The 21,231-nt window shown below is 48.1% G+C and carries 16 protein-coding genes and 2 riboswitches; of the genes, 10 read left to right on the top strand and 6 right to left on the bottom strand.

Annotated elements, in window-relative coordinates:
• Positions 1-16: 16 nt before the first annotated feature.
• Positions 17-1,138: an NADH-dependent flavin oxidoreductase gene (locus tag HPL003_RS06475; protein ID WP_014278835.1), complete on the top strand. Its 1,122-nt coding sequence runs from the start codon at positions 17-19 to the stop codon at positions 1,136-1,138.
• 201 nt (positions 1,139-1,339) lie between these two features.
• Here the strand turns inward: HPL003_RS06475 and HPL003_RS06470 are convergent, their stop codons facing one another.
• Both HPL003_RS06470 and HPL003_RS06465 read right to left on the bottom strand, forming a co-directional pair.
• Positions 1,340-3,643 (bottom strand): GDYXXLXY domain-containing protein, encoded by a 2,304-nt coding sequence (locus HPL003_RS06470; protein ID WP_014278834.1) that lies wholly within the window; start codon positions 3,641-3,643, stop codon positions 1,340-1,342.
• Positions 3,644-3,849: 206 nt separating this feature from the next.
• The gene (locus tag HPL003_RS06465) at positions 3,850-4,743 is read right to left on the bottom strand and encodes a helix-turn-helix domain-containing protein (RefSeq protein WP_014278833.1); all 894 of its coding nucleotides are present in this window, start codon (positions 4,741-4,743) and stop codon (positions 3,850-3,852) included.
• 283 nt (positions 4,744-5,026) lie between these two features.
• Here HPL003_RS06465 and HPL003_RS06460 point away from each other — a divergent pair, with 283 nt between their 5' ends.
• Positions 5,027-6,211 (top strand): acyl-CoA dehydrogenase family protein, encoded by a 1,185-nt coding sequence (locus HPL003_RS06460; RefSeq protein WP_014278832.1) that lies wholly within the window; start codon positions 5,027-5,029, stop codon positions 6,209-6,211.
• A gap of 122 nt (positions 6,212-6,333) precedes the next feature.
• On the opposite strand, the gene rhaD is transcribed toward HPL003_RS06460, so the two are convergent.
• From rhaD to rhaB, 3 genes are read right to left on the bottom strand one after another with little or no spacing between them, the layout of a single operon-like run.
• Positions 6,334-7,179 (bottom strand): rhamnulose-1-phosphate aldolase, encoded by an 846-nt coding sequence (gene rhaD / locus HPL003_RS06455; RefSeq protein WP_014278831.1) that lies wholly within the window; start codon positions 7,177-7,179, stop codon positions 6,334-6,336.
• Positions 7,180-7,232: 53 nt separating this feature from the next.
• Positions 7,233-8,489 (bottom strand): L-rhamnose isomerase, encoded by a 1,257-nt coding sequence (gene rhaA / locus HPL003_RS06450; protein ID WP_014278830.1) that lies wholly within the window; start codon positions 8,487-8,489, stop codon positions 7,233-7,235.
• A 12-nt stretch (positions 8,490-8,501) separates the two neighbouring features.
• A complete protein-coding gene (rhaB, locus tag HPL003_RS06445) occupies positions 8,502-9,983 on the bottom strand; it encodes a rhamnulokinase (RefSeq protein WP_014278829.1) in 1,482 nt (493 codons plus the stop codon).
• A 328-nt stretch (positions 9,984-10,311) separates the two neighbouring features.
• Positions 10,312-10,415, top strand: a riboswitch (purine riboswitch).
• 157 nt (positions 10,416-10,572) lie between these two features.
• Here rhaB and HPL003_RS06440 point away from each other — a divergent pair.
• Both HPL003_RS06440 and HPL003_RS06435 read left to right on the top strand, forming a co-directional pair.
• Positions 10,573-11,190: a xanthine phosphoribosyltransferase gene (locus tag HPL003_RS06440; protein ID WP_014278828.1), complete on the top strand. Its 618-nt coding sequence runs from the start codon at positions 10,573-10,575 to the stop codon at positions 11,188-11,190.
• Positions 11,184-12,491: a nucleobase:cation symporter-2 family protein gene (locus HPL003_RS06435; protein ID WP_014278827.1), complete on the top strand. Its 1,308-nt coding sequence runs from the start codon at positions 11,184-11,186 to the stop codon at positions 12,489-12,491. The genes HPL003_RS06440 and HPL003_RS06435 overlap by 7 nt, the downstream gene beginning before the upstream one ends.
• 83 nt (positions 12,492-12,574) lie before the next feature.
• On the opposite strand, the gene HPL003_RS29635 is transcribed toward HPL003_RS06435, so the two are convergent.
• A complete protein-coding gene (locus HPL003_RS29635; RefSeq protein ID WP_014278826.1) occupies positions 12,575-13,414 on the bottom strand; it encodes a hypothetical protein in 840 nt (279 codons plus the stop codon).
• Between the two features lie 520 nt (positions 13,415-13,934).
• Positions 13,935-14,134: riboswitch (cobalamin riboswitch) on the top strand.
• A gap of 205 nt (positions 14,135-14,339) precedes the next feature.
• Here HPL003_RS29635 and HPL003_RS06425 point away from each other — a divergent pair.
• The 6 genes from HPL003_RS06425 (at position 14,340) to nikA (ending at position 21,202) form a co-directional block, all read left to right on the top strand.
• A complete protein-coding gene (locus HPL003_RS06425; RefSeq protein WP_014278824.1) occupies positions 14,340-15,923 on the top strand; it encodes an ABC transporter substrate-binding protein in 1,584 nt (527 codons plus the stop codon).
• Between the two features lie 15 nt (positions 15,924-15,938).
• Positions 15,939-16,868 (top strand): nickel ABC transporter permease, encoded by a 930-nt coding sequence (nikB, locus tag HPL003_RS06420; protein WP_014278823.1) that lies wholly within the window; start codon positions 15,939-15,941, stop codon positions 16,866-16,868.
• Between the two features lie 15 nt (positions 16,869-16,883).
• Positions 16,884-17,699: a nickel transporter permease gene (gene nikC / locus HPL003_RS06415; protein WP_014278822.1), complete on the top strand. Its 816-nt coding sequence runs from the start codon at positions 16,884-16,886 to the stop codon at positions 17,697-17,699.
• A complete protein-coding gene (locus HPL003_RS06410) occupies positions 17,696-18,658 on the top strand; it encodes an ATP-binding cassette domain-containing protein (protein ID WP_014278821.1) in 963 nt (320 codons plus the stop codon). Before nikC ends, HPL003_RS06410 begins: the two co-directional genes overlap by 4 nt.
• Positions 18,655-19,434 (top strand): ABC transporter ATP-binding protein, encoded by a 780-nt coding sequence (locus HPL003_RS06405; protein ID WP_014278820.1) that lies wholly within the window; start codon positions 18,655-18,657, stop codon positions 19,432-19,434. Before HPL003_RS06410 ends, HPL003_RS06405 begins: the two co-directional genes overlap by 4 nt.
• A gap of 142 nt (positions 19,435-19,576) precedes the next feature.
• The gene (gene nikA, locus HPL003_RS06400) at positions 19,577-21,202 is read left to right on the top strand and encodes a nickel ABC transporter substrate-binding protein (RefSeq protein ID WP_014278819.1); all 1,626 of its coding nucleotides are present in this window, start codon (positions 19,577-19,579) and stop codon (positions 21,200-21,202) included.
• The last annotated feature ends 29 nt before the right edge of the window (positions 21,203-21,231 follow it).

Genomic DNA, 21,231 nt, shown 5'->3' with positions numbered 1-21,231 from the left:
GAGCGAGGTTAATGAAATGAATCAGAAATACAGTAGGTTATTTGAATCCTTCACATTCAGAAATGGAATAACAATTAAGAATAGTATCGTTATGGCACCTATGACAACCTGGTCAAGTAATGACGATCTTACCATTTCGGATGACGAAGTAAAGTATTACAAACAAAGAGTGAACGGAGTAGGACTCGTCATTACAGGGTGTACTCATGTTACACCTAATGGGCAGGGTTTTACGAATGAATTCGCTGGGTACAATGATGAATTTACTCCAAGTTTACGAAAATTAGCTGAGGCAGCGAAAAGTGGAGGTGCTCCTGCGATCCTACAGATTTTCCATGCTGGCAATAAAGCCGTGCCTGGATTGGATGCAGTTAGTGCGAGTGCATTGCAACCCGAAGTTACTAATTTAGGTTCAACTTCAGAAACAAGAGAACTATCACATGAGGAGATCTTGTCGATTGTACGTGCTTTTGGAGACACAACAAGACGAGCAATTGAAGCCGGATTTGATGGCGTCGAAATTCATGGGGCTCATGGATTTTTAATTCAGAATTTTTGGTCGCCAGCGACAAATCAACGGACGGACCAATGGGGAGGATCACTTGAAAATCGCTTGCGTTTTCCATTGGCGATTATTGAAGAAATCAAAAATGTCATTGAAAAACATGCTACAAAACCATTCATTTTAGGATTCCGATTCTCCCCTGAAGAATCCTCCAAAGTGGACGGATTACGTATGAAAGACACATATGAATTAATTGATATCCTTGTTGAACAGGATTTAGATTATATACATGCTTCATTAGATAATGTGTCTTCAAAGCCAGTAGATAGTCAAGATGAAAAAACACGGCTTGAATTAATTCTTGAAAGAGCAAACGGTAAGGTACCTGTGATGGCTGCTGGTTCCATACTAGCACCGGATGATGCTCTTAAAGCTATGGAATTAGGTTTGCCGCTAGTCGCTATTGGGCATGCGTTAATTATAGATCCTACTTGGGTTGAAAAGGTCACAAATGGACGTGAATCCGAGGTGGATTCTGAGTTAAACGTTTCGAAACTCGACCAGCTTAATATTCCAGAAAAACTTTGGAATGTAATTCAAGCAATGCCAGGTTGGTTTAATATTAGTAAATAAAGAGTAGTCCTAAAGGCTACTCAGATTGACGAGAAACCCAAGTCTTTTATGAGACTTCGGGTTTCTTTTGCTGATTCTAAGGCTATCGCTCCAGAATATTGTTGCGTTAAACTGTCCGTTAGCTTAATGGCGTATCGCCTGTCTAACAGCGGGACAGCATCCCACTTGACACGATAGTACGTTAAACACCACGGTCTCCGGTCAGCTTTCCGCCAAACGTTCCAGCAATGCATCACCATTACGGCTGACCCGAATATAAGCGTAATGAGCGTTCTGTTCAACAGTCCGTCCGGTCCCTTCGGGAATGAAATAATTCTCAATACCGTACTGAATGCGGGAACCATCCCACTGCCCGTTCAAGACAATCTCATGATTGGCAAGCTTTTCACCATCCTGGTACAGGCGATTAGCGGTGTATACTCCTTGGCTACCTGGCGTGAGAACGACTTTAACCTTGCCCCGGTTCCAATGGTCCTGCGAAAAAGGGGTAGAGATATCGTAATTCAGCGCGACATAATCGCCTTGTAATAGGGAGCGAGGGTCTACAGGAGCCAGTTTGAGCTTGATGGAAGCGCCTGTGGCAATCAGGGTTTCACTTCTCACGGTCTGATAGCCGATCACACCGAGCTGTAGCACGATGACTACGGCAATCAGGAGCGGACTTAAACGCATGAAGCTAAAGCTGCGGTGGTCAGCATCAAACGCTGTCTTGCCGCTATGGGCCATCCGCCGATCCGCCCACCACGTAATTCCGAGTGCAATGACACCCAGCAGTGCCAGTGTAAAGGACTTATACAACAGCGTCCACAACAAATCATAGTATTTGAAGCCAATAAAAATAAACCAGAACGCCACGCTTGTGATGGCCTCCGATTTTTGTTTTAGTCGGATGAAGGCAAAGACCATGCCTGTAACGATAACGAAATAAAGAATGTTAATCAGCACATAAGAGTGTGGAATGACATCCTCGAAAAAGGTCGCCCAAAACATAAACAACAAGCTGAAAAATAAGGAGCTATCCCGAAGGTGTTCCTGCGATGCCTTCTTGGGTATAAAATAACTTGCTGCATACAGCACAGCATTTACCAAGAAAAGAGAGAGGATAATGTACTCAAAGGACCAGTTCCAAGAATCCCACTCCTGAAACTGCTGAAATAGAATGGTCGCCAAATTCAAGTTCACAAAGGTGTAAGTGAAAAATAGCTGTCGCCTTCCCTGCGAACGAAACCATCCTACAATAGAGACGATCAAAAACAGTACCGAAAGCAACGTCTGATCTGACAAGAGAATGGCTGCCCAGCCTGTAATATAGCTGATCGTCAGCAAGGTATAACGTATTACAGAATCCAGCTTGGAGTCCGGAATGAGAATCATCGAGATCATAAGCAGCAATGACACACCCAACAGTACATATTCGGTGTGGTTTACATTCGTGCTAATGTTAATCAATCCGATCAGGGATATACTGCCGATTAGTACTCCGACTACCTTGATCATACGGGATACGGATTTGCTGACCCAATCACTGCCCCGATCCTCGGAAACCGTTGTTCCAGACTCCGATGCACTCATGTCCGATGTCTGTGTATCAGACTCCGCAGAATCCAGTTTGTCCTCGTCGGTTATTTCTCCATCCTCCGGCGATGATTCTCCCAAACGGTTCAAATAACGGAAAAACCATACATTACCCGTCAACAGCAGCGCCACAAAAATCAATCCAAAGACAAAGAACAGCGATGAAGAGTACGCTTCTGCCAACTCGATAAATTTAAAGACAGCAAAAGCGGAGGCCGCCAATGCATTCAAGGTGAGCAGTGTTTTACTCAGCCGGACCTTGATAAACACATAAAATCCAATAGCGATTACAGCGATACATGGTATGTTCATAACGAGACCATATCCATCCAATGCAAAAGAGTTAGTCGTCGTCAGCACGGCAATATGGAAAACGATAAAGCTCATATATTTCAGCGGTCCAGAGTGTAGACGTTGGAGGAACGTCAATAGAAACAACACCAGATTGATCAATGCGAACACTCCGGCAATAGACAGCGATTCCAGTTCTCTGTAAGGTACGCTTTGCATTGTAGGGTAAAAGTAGAGCCACAAGGCGAGATGAATCAGTACATAAGACAGCATATAAAAAGGATTGTAGCGGGTGATCCAGCTAAGTAACAGAGCCGGAATCGACCAAATTAAAAACAACCCGTAACTGTCTGCGTGGGAATTGTAAATTTGACCAAGCAGCGCCACGGAAACGCCAAAGGCAATACAGCCAGCCACCAGAAATACATTCGACAGAAAGGCTTGCTGACCGGGAACGGCGCGTATACGTGCAAATACAAGGGACAAGCCATAGAACAGAACGATAAGCGCAGCAGCCAGCACAATCTTGACCGTCCGATCCAGCCCGCCCCAATTGGAGGCGAAAAAATAAATAATCGCGGCCAGTACCAGTGAGATGCCCAGCAGATAGCCCGTACGTATCGCATTGAATCGCAGCATTCGTTTCACGTACCTTTCCTGTTGGTTTGATGCCTATTATAGCGTTGAAAGGTCTAATAACCAAGCGGGAACTAGGATCAGGTCATAAAAAAAGGAGAACCACCGTACACGGTTGTTCTCCTGTATCGCTGCTGAACTCCATGCAAGCATTCCCGAACTATTATCCAAGTGCTGTTTTTCCACACCTTCCTACGCCTCGCTACATGTTAAGCGTTGGCAGTGCGGAACTCTTGCCGGGCTTGATGCCGGAACCGATGCTCACGCGGCGGAATCCCTGCCGTTTTCTTAAATGCCTTGGAAAAGGTGGACATATCCGTGTAGCCGATGGACTGGGCAATGATCGACAAATTGTAAGTCGTTTGCTCCAGCAATCTTTTGGCCTCATCGATTTTGAGGTTTTGCAAATACTTAGCGGGGGAAACCAGGAAGGTGGAATGGAATTTGCGTGAAAAATGCGCGCGATCCACGCCTACATGCTCGGCAATCTGTTCAATTGTAATGCGGTCACAATAGTGCATATCAATGTAATCTTTCCCCTGTTGTAGCCAATAGTCAGAGCATACATAGTTGCGCAGCGTGTCCGATGTGTTGCGGGACAGCTCCTCGAAAATCTGGTGCAGTGTAATGAGACGCGAGAGATCGCTGTCACGTCTGCTGTTGTCATTTACAATGGAAAACAAATTCGAGATGAGTCCAGTGACTTCCTCGCTTACTGCGTTAGCCAAAAAAGGCGTACAGGGCTTAATCCCGATTCGCTCCAGCAGCGCAAGGGATTTGGGCCCCTCAAAAGCAATCCATACCTTTTGCAGCGGGTTCTCCTGATCCGTGTAATATTCATGTGCAAGATGCGGGAAGAAGCAGAACAGGTCGGACTTTTGCACATGATATTTCTTTTGCTTATAAATAAACTCAGCCTGACCGTCAAGCACAAAAATTAAATAGAAATAAGGCACAGCTTTGGGGCCGACATGACAGCTGGTCTTGGATATATCCATACCGAGCCTGACTGGCCATATCGCGCTGGATTTTTCCAATTCAGTAGCTGTGAAATAATGGTCTTCCACGATGTCGAAGTGATCTTCGTTCTTTACTCTTTTCACAACAATGTCACCTCTCCTTTGGTGGAGATAAGGGGATTTTGATTTTATTGTATATAAAGGAATGTATAATTACAAGTTAATTCATTGGAATTTAGGGTTATAGAATCAAAACCATTTCCAGAAGGTACTGTTTTTTGTCAATCTGGTCATATTCCAAGAAAAGAAGATCACAAATGGACATAGACGCACCGTTTGAAAGCTTGATACTATTAAATGATAATCTCTATGGAATATCTTATTTTGGCTATATTGGATAAGCTTCAAGGCAAAAGGAGGGGCTTCATTGTCTTTATTAGAATACGGATTCGCTACAACGAAAGAGCAACTGGACAAGCTAAAGCTGATTGGAACCATTGTGGACCGTCATCACGAGACGGCACGTAAGGCGGACGAAACGAACGAGATTAACGTAAGCCTGCTTCGCGATCTAAAGGAAATCGGATATCATACGATCTCTGTTCCCTGTGAATATGGAGGGCAGGGTGCATCCCTGACAGAATTTTTGTTATATCAGGAAAGAATTGCTCAGGTTGACGCTGCGATGGCGTTGGCTTTGGGCTGGCATCATATTATTATGTTCGGCTTGTCCGAGGATCGGCCTTGGCAGGAGGAATATTACGCAGCGTTATGCCGTGAAGTAGTCGAACAGGGAGCGCTGGTGAACCGCGCCGATTCGGAGATCGGCACTGGAAGCCCAACCCGTGGAGGCAAGCCGCAGACCTTGGCGGAGCGGACAGAACAGGGCTTTGTCCTCAACGGGACCAAGGCGTTCACGTCTCTTTCGACCTCGCTGGACTACTTCATCGTGTCTGCCTCGGATACTGAAACCGGAGGCGTATCGGAGTTCCTGATTCCGAAGAAAGCACTGGGGGTGTCCATTAACCCAACCTGGAACACGGTAGGAATGCGTGCGACAGCCAGCCATGATCTTGTGCTGAAGGATGTACAGCTTCCCGAGCACGCAAGGGTTCATCAGCGGCAGCCATCCCGCAAAAACGCGAAGCCTGGCTTCTTTTTGCTCAATATTCCGGCTGTCTATCTGGGTATCGCACTGGCTGCGCGTCAGGAGGCGATTCAATTTGCTTCCAACTATCAGCCGAACAGTTTGACGCATCCGATTATCGAATTGCCGCATATCAGGCAAAAGCTCGGACAGATCGAGCTGGAGCTGACAGCCGCCCGGCATCTGTTATACGGCGTAGCTGCACGTTGGCAGCCGAATTGCACGGTGACTTCCGAGCAGGCTAACCCGGATCTCGGCGCAGCTAAGGTGTTTGCTGTGCAAACAGCTTTGTCTGTAGTGGATCTGGCGATGAAAATCGTCGGGGTACACAGCCTCTCGCTGTCTCATCCACTACAACTGATGTACCGTAATGTACGCTTCGGTCTGCATAACCCGCCGATGGAGGACGCTGTCCTGAACCAGTTGACGGATCGGGCCATTCGTGAAACATCCGAATCCAAGTAACCGTCATGAATTAAAAAAATAGGTATCGAAATGAAAACAGGGCTCCTTATGCACGACCAGCACAGGAGTCCTGTTTTCTATTGTTTCTCGGCATACCGGGTTATTTTGCAATAGCCTTATATTTATACGTTTAAGATTCCTTCTTTTGGAGTAACGTTAAAGGCTTTGGCCAGATCGGCCAATTCCTGATCCGTAATTCGTTGTTGGATATCATGCTTAGCAATGAGCATATAAATTTGCGCCGCTTTTTCAATCGTTTCAATCAGGCCAAATGCTTCATCAATGGAGCTGCCTGTTCCGAAAATGCCGTGATGAGGCCATAATACAGCGTGATGATCCTTCATTTTTTTTGCCGTTTCGCGACCGATTTCGCTGGAACCCGGTACCATCCAAGGGATTACGCCGATGCCGTCTGGAAAGACGACAATACATTCGGTACACATTTCCCACAGCGTTTTGGTGAATTGGTTTTCGTCCATACTATGAATGAAGGTCATGGCAATGACATGGGTGGCATGATTATGAATCACAACACGATGGTTGGGATCGACCTTCAAGCGCTCAATGTGGCTCATAAAATGAGAAGGCAACTCGCTGGTAGGTACCGCGTCATGCTTGAGGCCCCACAAAACTTCCAATTGCTCGCCATTCTGCGAGACACGCAGGACACCTAAATTGGCTTCTGGATCGGAGATTACATTTTTAAAATACTTGCCTGATCCGGTGACGATAAAATATTTGCCTGCCAGCTCATTTACAGGAAAAGCAGGTTTGATCGTACGAATAACATGATGGATATCCATATATTTTGCAACCTCTGCTTCATCCAGAATATAGCTGACATTGCCTCCGTTACGCTCATCCCAGCCGAATTTCCACATGTTTTGCGTAATTTCCGCCATCTCGCGGACGAATGGGATATCGAGCCCCGATTTTCGTTCTTTTTGATTCTCCAGTACAGTAGTCATGGATGATCTCTCCCTTTGGATGATTTAGACATACAAGCGTATACATGCGGTAATTACCGTTTTAGCAGTTCCTGTTGTTCATAGTTTTTAACTTCGGCCAGCCATTCCTCACGAACGGGGACACCGTTTTGAGCGCAGTAGTAATCCCAGACGGCACCGAACGGATACGATTTAAACTCTTCAACAAGGGCAAGCCGGGTGGTAAAGTCGCGTTCCTCTTCAGCCTGCTTCAATGCTTCAATAGGCTCAAGCATAGCGCGAAGCAGCGCTTTGATCGTGTTGCGTGTTCCGATGACCCATGCAGCCACATGATTGATGCTACCGTCAAAGAAATCAAGGCCGATATGGGTTCGGGAAAGCAATTCTCCGCGAACCAGCTCACGAGCAATGTCGAGCAATTCGTCGTCCATGGTCACGACATGGTCGCTGTCCCAACGAACCGGTCTGCTGACGTGGAGCAATAATTGATCGGTGAACATCAGTACGGAAGACAGTTTATTTGAAATGACTTCAGTCGGATGGAAGTGACCGGAATCGAGACAAATGGATTTACCCCGTGTCAGCGCATAACCCATATAGAATTCATGCGAGCCGACGACATAGCTTTCCGAACCGATGCCGAACAGCTTACTTTCAACCGCGTCTATGTTGTATTCTTCACTGATTTTTTCGCTGAAAATCTCATCCAGAGCATCCCGCAGGCGTTCTCTTGGAGCCAAGCGGTCAACGGGGGTATCCTTGTAACCATCCGGCATCCAGTGGTTTGTAACACATGGCTGACCGAGCTCTTTTCCAAAATGCTCCGCAATCCTGCGTGATTTTTTGCAGTGTGTAATCCAGAAATTGCGAATTTCCGGGTCCTTGTGGCTCAGCGTGAAGCCGTCTTCCGCTTTGGGATGGGAGAACAAGGTGGGGTTAAAATCAAGCCCCAATCCCTGCTGTTTGGCCCAGTCTACCCAGTTCTGAAAATGGCGCGGCTCCAATTGATCCAGATCCACTTGTTCTGTGGTATCCGCATAGATCGCGTGCAGATTGACCTTGTGTTGACCCGGAATGAGCGACAGGGCTTTCTCTAAATCCCGACGTAATTCATCTGGTGTACCTGCTCTCCCCGGGTAGCTACCCGTTACAGCGATTCCCCCGCTAAGCTGTTTGTCTTTGAACAGGAATCCCTGAACATCATCTCCCTGCCAGCAGTGTAATGATATTTTGATCTCTGAAAGCTTCCGTAAAACGTCATCCACCTGAATACCGTGGCGGGCATACAGCTTTTTCGCTTCGTTATAACTCGCTTCAATGGCTTGATTCATGGGTTTGCTCCTTTATCGAGATATCTGAATAGAGGACGCTGTTTGCTTCTTGAGACTCTCCCAGCGATCCAGAAGTCCTTTCAGTCCATTCACCGACTTCGGCTGATATAACTGAGTCGGGAAGGACTGGGCAATGATGCTACCAGCAGCTTTGAGATCCTCAAGACCGCCAGTGCTGATGAGTTGCACGACAATATTACCGATTGCCGTAGATTCGGAAGGACCAGCGTGAACCTCAATCCCCAAAAGATCAGCTGTTAGCTGGCATAGTAACTCGTTGTTGGCGCCTCCGCCGACAATGTGCAATTGGGTAACCGTTTCGTCGGTTAAATGCTGTAGTTCATGTAAGGCATCCAGGTAGCTCAAGGCCAGGCTGTCGAAAATACAACGGGCGAGCGAACCCGGTGTCCGGGGAATAGGTTGCCCCGTTTCCTCGCAGAATCGTTGAATTTCAAGAGTCATGCTATCCGGGTTTAAAAATGCGGGCAGGTTGCAGAGAACGAGACTGGCAAACGGCGTTTCTGCCGAAGCCAATTGGGCCAATTCGGCAAAGCTAAGAGCAGAATCGCCCTCTCTTCTTACCTCCTGAATCATCCACAGGCCCATAATGTTTTTCAGAAAACGGTACGTATCGAAAGCTCCCCACTCATTGGTGTAGTTCGCCTGCATGGCTGCCTTGGTATTCAAGGCTTGTTGCCGCTCCATACCCAGAAGTGACCACGTTCCGCTGCTGATATAGGCCCACGATTCTTCCCGCTTCGATGGAACACCCGCCACAGCCGATGCTGTATCGTGTGTAGGCACGACGATGAGTTGGCAGTCTGGAAGATCGTACTGCTGAACAAGCTCCGGTAAGATCGCACCCAGAGTCTGACCGGGCTCGGTAAGCTCCGCAAATTGATTACGGCGAAGCTGGAGCAGGGACAATAGTTCTTCATCAAACTCCCGAGTATTCACATTTAAAAGCTGCATGGTAGATGCATTCGTCGTTTCATTCATCATGATGCCTGTAAGGCGATAGTACAGATAATCGGGAACCATCAATATTTTATCCGCTTGGGCAAGCTGTTCCCGATCATGTACGAACAGTTGATACAGCGTGTTAAAGTTCAGTTCCTGAATGCCTGTCTTCTCATATACATCTTCTCTGCTTATGAGCCGGTGCAGCTTGTCGGGTGCATGAAGAGTTCGTGCATCGCGATAGGCGTAGATATCATGAATGCGACGACCTTCCTGATCCAGCAGGACGTAATCTACAGCCCATGTATCGATGCCGAGCGTGCAGGAATGAATCCCTTTCTGTTTGGCTTTCTGCAGTCCTTTTATGATCTCGTCAAACAGATTATCGACATTCCAGTAATCATGTCCGTCCCTTTCCGTAAAGGAGTTGCCGAACCTATGCAGCTCTTCCAAGTGAAGCCGGCCACCTTGCAGGGTTGCACTTACGAGTCTTCCGCTTGAAGCCCCAATATCAACAGCAAGATAGTTATCCATATAAAATCTCCTTACGTGGGTGAAGTCCCGGCAGTCGAAGCTCCTGCCTCTTTACATCTTATATAACTCAATACTACTTCCGTTTTTCTGTGTAGTCAACACAAACGGAAATATAATGTATGGTTTTATTTTTGTTTTTCAAATTATAAATAAAATATAATGTTTTTTGTGTGGTTTTATGTGTATTAATATCCGTTTTCTACAATATAAGTACCTTAATCGGAGGGGGACGCTGTTTTGTAATGTTCGAATTGTGGAATGTTCTTCAAGTGCCGCTGTCTGTATGAAAAATAGTCTTGAAACCGCCCGCCAGAGGGTGTAGTATACAAGATATCAATTTCATATGACTCGTATAATATTGGGGATATGGCCCAAAAGTTTCTACCGGACGACCACTGTAATTGTCCGACTATGAGTGATAGCGCATCGGCTTCGGATGAATGCGTACATTTATTTGTGCGCCAATCCGTCAGGGATTACAACCCAAGGACAGGCTTCACTTGAGAAACAACTCAAGAGAGCCTGTCCTTTTTTTGGTTTTAGCAGGTTTTATACTATTTTAAAGTAAAGAAGGAGCGATACCCGCATCATGAAAGTTTTGGAGGAACGTATTCGTCAAGAGGGACAGATTTTATCTGACACGGTATTAAAGGTAGATTCATTTTTGAATCATCAGGTAGATACAGCATTGGCGCTGGAGATTGGTAAGGAGTTTGCACATCTTTTTGGCGGTGCTCCCATTACGAAGGTGCTTACTATTGAAGCAAGCGGTATTCAGTTTGCTATGGCTACAGCCATTGCATTGGGTGTTCCGTTCATCTATGCGAAGAAAAAGAAGGCAATCACGCTGAACGAGCAGGTGTATTTCGCTGAGGTTCACTCGTTTACACGGCAGGAAACCTATCAGGTGAGTATTTCCCAAAAATATCTCGATGCCAGCGACCATGTGCTGATCGTGGATGATTTTCTGGCTACTGGCGCAGCATTGGTTGGGCTTACGGATATTGTGAAGGAAGCAGGAGCGGAGCTGGCCGGGGTTGGCTGTGTCATCGAAAAGAGCTTTCAGGAAGGCCGTGGGTTACTGGAGCAAAGAGGCATTGCCGTACGTTCTCTTGCGCGTATCGCTTCGATGGCACCGGGCGAGGTTCATTTTATAGAAGAAAATGATACGGTGATCCGTTCAGTCAAGGAGAATGTGGGATGCTGAGTAAACAAAAGTTGTTCGCGCTGGGCTTCCAGCATGTGATGGCGATGTATGCAGGAGCGATTGCCGTACCTCTGATTGTAGGGGGAGCATTGCACCTGACACCAGCTCAGATGGCCTATTTGGTAGCTGCGGATCTGTTCACCTGTGGGATTGCCACGTTGTTGCAGATTATGGGCACGCGGTTTTTCGGCAGTAGATTGCCTGTCATTTTAGGCTGTACGTTTACGGCGGTGGGGCCGATTATCGCAATTGCTTCGACCTCGAATTTGGCGACCGCGTACGGAGCCATTATTTTATCCGGTATATTCGTGGTGCTCGCGGCACCGCTGTATGGCAAGCTGCTACGCTTTTTCCCGACGGTGGTTACGGGTTCGGTTGTTACGATTATCGGCCTGTCCCTCATTCCGGTGGCGATGAATAATGTAGCAGGAGGCCAGGGTAGTGCGGATTTTGGACAGCCGCGTAATTTGTTGCTGGCGTTGGTTACTTTACTGGTTATTTTGCTTGTGAATCGGTTGGCCAAGGGATTTTTGCGCTCGATTTCCGTGCTCATCGGTCTGTTTGCTGGAACCGTGGTTGCTTATGCGATGGGAATGGTGCATTTTGCTCCAGTGGCGCAAGCGTCTTGGGTGAGTGTTGCGCAGCCGTTTTATTTTGGCAAGCCGGAGTTTAGCATTATGGCAGTATGTACAATGATTATCGTCAATATTGTCAGCATGGTCGAGTCTACAGGCGTTTATTTGGCAGTGGGCAAGGCGATTGACCAGAAGGTAGAGCAGAAGCAAATCGTCAATGGTTTGCGTTCCGAAGGACTTGCGATTATGCTTGGGGGTATTTTCAATGCGTTCCCTTACACAGCCTTCTCGCAAAATGTTGGTCTGATCTCGCTGACTCGCGTCAAATCGCGTAACGTTATTTTTGCTGCGGGTGGTATCATGGTTGTTCTCGGTTTATTGCCTAAGCTGGCTGCCTTGACGACGGTGATTCCGAATGCTGTGCTGGGTGGTGCGATGATCGTCATGTTCGGTTCGGTTGCTGCATCGGGCATGTCTATTTTGTCGGAAGTGGACTTGCGGAAGGAAAGCAATTTGCTGATCGCGGCATGCAGTATTGCGGTGGGCCTCGGCTCTGCCGTGCTGCCCCAAATGTTTGACCAACTGCCGAGCTTTGCCAAAATGCTGCTGCAAAATGGTATCGTATCTGGCTCGATTACAGCGATTGTTTTGAACATCGTTTTAACGAAAAAACAAGGCGAATCGGTCAAAGGTGTGACGGTGGCGGAGGTTCCGCAGAAGGTTTGATGATTAGGAATAGATAAGGACAGCCGGAGAGAGGACATAAGCCTCTTTTTCCGGCTTTTTGGCATATGATTATTCAAAACTGATTATTTGTTCAGCAGCATGAAGTTATTGATAAAACCCTCTTTCTGTATGAAGATCGGGGTTTGAATTTTCGAGGTGAAGTCATAATAGTACACGCCACGTCCTTCCTCCTGATTTTTCTGGGAAGCACTGCCTAGATAGTAGACGCCCTTGCCGTCCGGGGGGATCATAATGGTCTGTTTCTGGGTTGCAATGTCTCTCTGTTTATCTTGCTCCTTCTCTGAATACTGTGTATTGTAAATTGTTTTTTTTGCAGGATTATAGGCTATAGACCAGGTGTGTTCATCTTGGTTTTCATCATGAAGAAATTTCATTGTACGAGTTGATTTATTGTAGAAAATAGTTTTAAGTGTACGTTCTCCTTTTTTGACTGCAGCCAGAACAAGTGGCCCATCTGGAGTGGTTGGTACTATACGATTAATGGCAAACAAATTATCAGATAATTGTTCGGTTTTTTTTGAATTCAAATCGTGCGAAAATAATTGGTCTCCCTTGTCATCAACATCAGCAGAGTAATAAATCTTGTGATCAGGTAATGACACCACAGAAAGTGGGTATTGAGAGGTATAAGGAACGTCGGCCAGTTTGGTCATTTTTTTACTGCTTAAGTCGTATGTCATGACCCGCATAACCATGCCTTTGTCTGCATTTTTCCCATTCACATATTCTGTATAAGTCATAGATAGATATTGGCCTTGCTCAGCAGGAACTGCTCTTCCACCCGATTGAATTTCTTTTGGTGGGACGGATTGCGTTGATGGAACAGAAGATGTTGAGCAGGCGGACAATAGAGCTGGTACGAGCAAAGAAATTATAATTAAGCGAAAGCCGCTTGTTTTCAAAGGTATACATCCTTTCTGAGATGAGGGATTTACTAATTTAATTTTAGAATCTATATAAGATGAACTTGAAAAATGTACATGAAGAATGGAGTAAGCGGAATGATGCCGTACAAGCGAAGCATCATCCGACTGGCAGTGGCGCTAAAAGTAACTCTTAAGTTTGGTTTAAATACTAGAAGGAATTGTTAGAGTGGTAGGAAGAGGTATGGTATAAAAATTTCGGAACAAGCGAAAACCCACCGCGTAATTAGGTTGGCCCCTAACGGTGGGTTTCGTTTGCATTAACATTCAGTTATGCAGCGCGCCGTGGTGGTGATCTCTATACCAAATTTTAGCACGTGAATTGCGTGCACGCAATTCAAAGCCATAACTTTGATCCTCGCTGTATCATTCAAATTTAAATTATTATGCCACATTTGTTGACAAGCCTGTAACAACAAAATAAGATAGTCCTAATTCGTAATATAAAGGAATAAAGGAAGAAAACAGGTGCGAACCGGACTTTCCACCTACAGGGTTTCGTTGAGATCTCGTAGTGGATGCTGTGCGTGTTCGCTTAAAAGGGAAGTTCGGTAGATTCCGACACGGACCCGCCACTGTATACAGGCATCAGCAGGGGATTGCTGTAGCTTTCAGAACAGCCACTGGAACTGTGAAGAACCGGGAAGGCCTGAGAGATAAGCCTGAAGTCAGGAGACCTGCCTGTTTTAACATCACTGTCAGACCCACGGGATGCTGGGGAGGTGGTTAGGCGTGCTGCATACGGAATGTCTGAAACCGATCCGCTCCCCCTTTTTTTAGAGGGTGAAGAGGGTGAGCTTTGGCATTTTATAATGAAAGCATTTCTGACTGCTGATTAAGCGGTCGGGGATGCTTTTTTCGCGTTAGATATATATGAGATTACAAGATGAGGGGAGTCAATAGAATGATAAGCAATCGTAAAAAGCGTTCATGGCTTATATGTACAGGAGTGATGCTGCTGCTGGCAGTTATGGCTCTTTCGGGATGCTCCACAACCCATAAGACGGCGGACAGCTCCAGCAAGGGCGAGGACACGTCCGCACAACAGGCTACAGCAGATAAGAAGCTGGTGATGGCGTACACGTGGAAACCGTCGGGCGTTGACCCGCACGGAGACAATAGCTGGGATATCATGCGGTCTGGCGCAGGTGAGACACTTGTCCGTTTGAATGAGAAGCTGGAGCCTGTGGCATGGCTGGCAAAGGAATGGAAGCAGGACAGTCCCACAGTCTGGACGTTCAGCTTGCAGGATAAGGTCACTTTTCATGACGGAAAGAGTATGGACGCGGAAAGTGTAAAAGCTTCCCTGCTGCGCTCTATCAAGAAAAGCCATCTGGCGAAGGATTTGCTAGACGTAAAGTCAATTGACGTAACTGGGCCGCTGGCATTGAAAATCACGACAAACCAGCCCAATGCAGCGCTGGTGTCCAATCTGGCCGATCCATCGACGATTGTGCTGGATGTAGCGTCCATGAAAGATGAGCAGAGCTACCCTGCAATGACAGGTGCTTTTAAAATTAAAGCGTTCAACAAGGATCAATCCTTGGTCGTAGAGCGTTATGACGGATATTGGGGCGAGAAGGCCCGGCTGGCTGAAGCAACGATGAAGTTCATTACGGACGGCAATTCGCGCCTGCTGGCGCTGCAATCCGGCGAAGTAGATGTAGCGACTGATATTCCGGTGGATAACGCGGAGGTATTGAAAAAGAACGATAAGCTGCAAGTGCTGTCGTCTCCTTCTTTGCGCACCCATATGATCGTGTACAACATGGAGTCGCCTGTGTTCAAGGATGCTGCGAACCGCAAAGTAGTGGACAACCTGATACCACGTGCATCCATTGTGAGTGCGATCATGAGAGGCTATGGTACGGAGGCAAGCAGCCCATTCCCGAGCATTCTGCCCTTCGGTAAGGTCGAGCGTAAAGCGCTGGACGGAACGCCGGAGCAGCTATTGGCGAAGGATGGCTGGAAGAAGGATGCCCAAGGTACATGGACCAAGCAAGGCAAGCCGTTCGAAGTTACGTTGCTGACTTTTCCCCAACGTCCAGAGCTTTCGGTGATGGCTGAGGTAATTCAGAGCCAACTGCTGAAGGAGGGCATCCAGGTGAAGATCCGCAAGGTGGAAAATATTGACGAGGCACTGACCAAAAACGATTGGGATTTTGCCATGTACAGCATGCTGACTGCCCATACGGGGGAGCCGCAATATTTTATGGACATGTTTTATTCCTCTAAAAGCGAATCCAATGTAAGCCGATATGCTTCCAAACCGCTGGAGGACATTCTTGACAGATTGAAGCTGGCGAAGGATACAGCGCAGCGCAATGCTGTGACACTGCAAGCGCTGAATATCATTAATACGGATTTGCCGCAGTCGTTCATTGTTCATCCAGATAATGTATTTGGGGTGAAAAAAGGGGTAGAGGGCTTTACGCCGCATCCGATTGAGTATTACTACATTACGGCGCAATCCGATATTGCGGAATAACGGGCTGCGTACCCTATGATTCGTTTTATTCTGGAACGTGTGGCGCAGCTTGTCATCATTGTGCTCGTTGTATCCACGCTGACGTTTGTGCTGATGAGGCTGGCTCCCGGCGACCCTGCTACCATTCTGCTCACCGCGCATAATGTACCTGCCTCTGAGGAGGCGTTGACGGCGCTGCGGAAGGAGCTGGGCTTGAGCGAGCCGCTTCATATTCAGTATGTAAACTGGCTGCGGGATGTGTCCACAGGGCACTGGGGCACCTCCTATGTATCCAAGGAGTCGGTGCTAACCGAACTGTGGAACAGACTGCCTGCTACCGTGGAGCTGGCCTCGGCGGGCTTTGCCGTCATGACGTTGCTGACTCTTGGGATGGGGCTGGCTGCCTCGGTACAATCCAGCGGTTGGCTGGATCGTCTGGGAAGGCTGTTTGCACTGCTCGGATCGTCCATCCCTTCTTTTTGGCTTGGCTTTCTGCTGATTTACCTGTTCTCCGTCCGTTTGGGCTGGCTCCCGTCCATGGGCCGGGAAGATTGGACTCATTTGGTACTGCCAGCGCTGACCCTTGGAGCAGGTTTGGGGGCCGTGCAAGCCCGTGTGCTGCGTGCCCAAATGCTGGAGCTGGGTGACCGGAATTTTGTGAAGGCGGCGAAGGCCAGAGGCTTTTCCCGCACGCATATTCTGTTTTTTGAGATATTCAAGCATGCGATTTTGCCGATCATCACGCTGCTAGGCACGAATCTGTCATTTATGCTGGCGGGCAATGTCATTGTAGAGACGATTTTTTCATGGCCGGGTTTGGGCAAGTATTTTATAGATGCGATTACGCAGCGGGATTATCCGGTGATTCAGGGGTATGTTATTTTTGCTGCATTTTTAATCGTAGGTGTTCAGTGTTTGGTAGATGTGGTCCAGGTGGCTGTAGATCCAAGGTTGCGTTTGCGTTAGGGGAGGAAGTTGAAAATGAAAAACATGCGGCTGTCCTTCAAAGGGAGCTTGCTGACAGGAGGCGTACTGCTTGGCCTGATCGTACTGCTCGGTTTGCTGGCTCCATGGGTTGCCCCACATGATCCTCTCAATGTCGATCTCCAGAAGCGCCTGGAGCCGCCCAGCCGGGAATATCCCTTCGGTACGGATCATTTGGGTCGGGATGTACTGTCACGGCTGATTTACGGGATTCGGACAAGCGTACTGATTGCCTGTGCGATTACAGCAGCTACGCTCTGCATCAGTTTGCCGATAGGCTTGCTCATTGGCTATGTGCGCGGGCGTGTGGATCAGCTAGTCATGCGGGTCATTGACGGCGTGCTGGCTTTTCCCGATATCATTTTGACGGTGGCGATTGTGGGTACCTTGGGTCCGGGTTTTGTAAACATGACCTTAGCGATTATTGCGGTACGGTGGGCGGGATATGTTCGGTATATTCGCACCCTTGTTCAAAAAGCCTGTCAGGAGGACTATGTCCGATACGCCCGTTTATCCGGTAATTCGCATGTGCGCATACTGAGACGCTATGTGCTGCCACAGGTGCTGCCCCAACTATTTGTGTACGCGGTCTGGGACATTGGGCGAGTGGTGCTTATGGTTGCCGGACTTTCCTTTCTTGGGCTGGGTGTACAGCCGCCTAAGCCGGAGTGGGGCGTGATGCTGCATGATGCGACGTCGTATTTTCAGGTGGCGCCGCATGTCATGATTTTTCCGGGTTTGGCGATTATGCTGTTTGTGCTTGCGTGCCAGCTTCTGGGAGACCGATTCTCAGACAAGGGGGCGGCAGAATGAAGGATGGGACAGGACAGATGAAAGGGAATATGGCAGGGCGCAAGCCAATGTTGCACGTGGAACATCTGGAGATATGTCGCATAGGCACAGGAGCGGGTACACGTATTGACACAGCAACAGGTGCGGAAGCAGGTAGGAAACCGGGCGCGAATGGGAAAATAATGCGGATAAGCGGTAATCAACCGCTGCTCCGGGATGTCAGCTTTTCCGTGTATCCGGGGGAAATTGTGGCCTTAACCGGGCCGAGCGGATGCGGCAAGAGTCTGACCGCGCACGCAATCTCGGGCATGCTGGAGCCAGGGATCGGCGTTACGCAGGGGCATATGTACTACAACGGGGAGGATATCGTCCCGTTCGATGAACGGCGCTGGCAAAGGCTGCGCCGCAAGGACATTGCCCTGCTCATTCAACAATCGCTGAGCGGGTTGAATCCGATCCGTACCGTCCGCGCACAACTGACGGACACGCTTAGACTGCACGGGCGGCGCTGGATGCCGCCCGAACAGAAGGAGCAGGGCAACCTACCCCGCCCTGTACCGCAGCAGGCCGCCCCACAGGGTGTGCTGCCCCGGATGCGGCAGATGCTGAGCGGGATTGCACAAATGACCGGGGGCTGGGCTACTCAAGCGCAGGAGGATTATCTGTGCTCTTTATTGAGCAAGGTCGGGTTTGCAGACCCTGAGCATATTTTGTCCTCGTACCCTTTTGAATTAAGCGGAGGGATGTGCCAAAGGGTACTGTTGGCTACGATACTAAGCTCCGGTCCGCGCCTTTTTATTGCCGATGAGCCTACCACGGCGCTGGATGTTATCAACCGGGAAAAGGTTCTGGCGTTGTTCCAACAGTTGAGAGAGGACTTCGATCTCACCATTTTGCTAATTTCTCATGATCGTCAGGGTGTGAGTCGTGTGGCGGATCGTGTACTGGAGATGAGCCCGGAAGGAAGGATACGCGAATGATACTGGAATTAAAGCAAGTGACCAAAGCCTATCCTGTCCGCAGACGGAGAAAAGGCTGGTTCAACAAGCAGGATACCGAACAGGCTGCCGTGAAGCAGGTGAGTCTGGAGCTGCAACGGGGAGAATGCCTCGGACTGGTTGGCGAAAGCGGAAGCGGCAAAAGCACGCTGGCACAATGTATCCTAAGGCTGGAATCGTTGACCTCGGGGGAGATTTGGCTGGATCATCAGCCCATTCATACTGGAAGGATGAAGGATGTTCATCTATACAAACGAATCCAACTGGTCGCACAGGACTCATCTTCCTCGCTGCATCCCCGCATGACGATCCGAGATATTTTGGAGGAACCGATCCGAAATTATTTTCCTGAGCGAAAAGCGCAAGTGCTGGAGATCTGTCTGTCCCTACTGGAATCGGTAGGATTGAAGGCTGACAGTCTGGATAAATACCCATCACAGCTAAGCGGTGGACAAAAGCAGCGGGTATGCATCGCCCGTGCGCTGGCGGTGGAGCCGGAAATCATCTTGTTCGACGAATCCGTCGCTAATCTCGATACGGCAACGCAGGCTTCCGTGCTGGACATGCTCAAGAAAGCACAGGTAGAACGTCAGCTATCCTATCTTTTTATCACCCATGATCTTCAATCCACCCGTCCGTTTTGTGATCGGATTGCCGTCATGGTCCAGGGGGAGATCGTGGAGATATTTCAGGAGTGGGATGAAGACCTGTTACAGCATGAATACACGCGTACCCTGTTTCAAGCGTTGGCGGAATAAGCTATATATACCATATTTTACAAATTTAAAATAAATATGAGCTTTCTTTGTCGAATACTGTTGACAAAATAAGAGGTGATACCTATTCTAAATATGATTATGATAATCATTATCACATATATAGAAAAGGGGAAACACATTGATGTCCGTTCGACACCGCAAGACTGCCACCCTTACGCTGGTAGCAATCCTTTTATTATCCGTTATTTTAGGCTGCGCGAAGCAGGATAACACGCCTGCGTCCTCCTCAACCGACGGAGCTGCCAATGAGAAGACGATCACGCTATCGTGGCCGCGCGACATTGGCACGATGAATCCTCACGTATACAATCCTTCCCAACTTTTTGCACAATCCATGATTTATGAGCCGTTAGTCAGTTACAAGCAAGGTGGCAAGCTGGAGCCTGCTTTGGCTGAATCCTGGACCATTTCCAAGGACGGCAAAACATATACGTTCAAGCTGCGTAAAGGCGTGAAATTTTCAGATGGAACGCCATTTAATGCGGCTATAGTCAAAAAGAACTTTGACGCTGTGATGAAAAATGAAAAAACGCATAGCTGGCTTGGTGTGGTAGGCGTTCTCGACAAAACAGAAGCTGTAGATGACAGCACCTTCCGCATGACGCTGAAAGAGCCGTACTATCCGGTGCTTCAGGACTTGTCCGTCGTTCGTCCGTTCCGTTTTCTGGGTGAAGCCGGGTTCCCGGATGATGGAGATACGTCCAAAGGCATCAAGAAACCGGTAGGTACCGGACCTTGGATGCTGGATGAATACAAGCAAGACGAATATGCGACCTTCAAGCGTAACCCGAATTATTGGGGAACCGCACCGAAGATCGATAAAATTATCGTAAAAACCATTCCAGATGGCGAAACACGTGTAATGGCCTTTGAGAAAGGCGATCTGGACCTGATTTATGGAGAGGGCGTCATCAGTCTGGATGCTTTCAAGCAGCTTCGCGACACGAATAATTATGTGACCAAGCTGTCTGAGCCCGTCGGCACAAGAAGCTTGTTGCTTAACTCGTCCAATCCCAAGCTGGCAGACCTTCGGGTACGTCTGGCGCTCCAGCATGGCTTTAACAAGCAGGCGATGGTGGAAGGTGTGACCTCGGGACTGGAGGAAAAAGCGGATACGGTTTTATCCAAAAACTATCCGTATACAAATGTGGACTTACAGCCCGTCGACTATGATGTGGAAAAATCCAAAGCGCTGCTGGATGAGGCTGGCTGGAAGCTGCCCGCAGGCGGCACGGTGCGGGAGAAGGACGGACAACAGCTCGATTTTGAGCTGATTTTTGATAAAACCGATCCGATCCAAAAGGCGATGGCTGAAACCATTCAGGCGGAATGGGGAGAGCTGGGTGTCAAGGTGAACCTGACCGGACTGGAGTTGACGGTTCAAATCAAGCGGCTTAGATCCAATCAGTTTGATCTGTACTTCTGGTACAACTATGGTGCGCCTTATGATCCGCATTCCTTTATTAATGTCATTGCCAAGAAGAGCTTTGGGATTTCCGAGGTACTGAGCGCTCTTCCGATGAAGAAGGATCTGGACCAGCAAGTACACGAAGCGCTCTCATCGACAGACGAAACCAAGCGTCAAGAGCTGTATGCTTCGATTCTGAAAACCCTTCAGGAGCAATCTGCAATTGTGCCTATTTCGTATATTAAGAAAACCGCAGTATATCAGAAAAAGATTACCAATTTTGTATTCCCGGCCAATCGGGATGAAAATCCGTTTGAGGGAATTGAAATCGGGAAGTAGTTGAAACCGAAGGGTAACGATAGTTTACA

It is taken from the genome of Paenibacillus terrae HPL-003 (assembly GCF_000235585.1).
Taxonomy (GTDB): Bacteria; Bacillota; Bacilli; order Paenibacillales; family Paenibacillaceae; genus Paenibacillus; species Paenibacillus terrae_B.
Note: the sequence above shows the minus strand (reverse complement) of the source record. Positions and strands in the feature narration are given on the sequence as shown.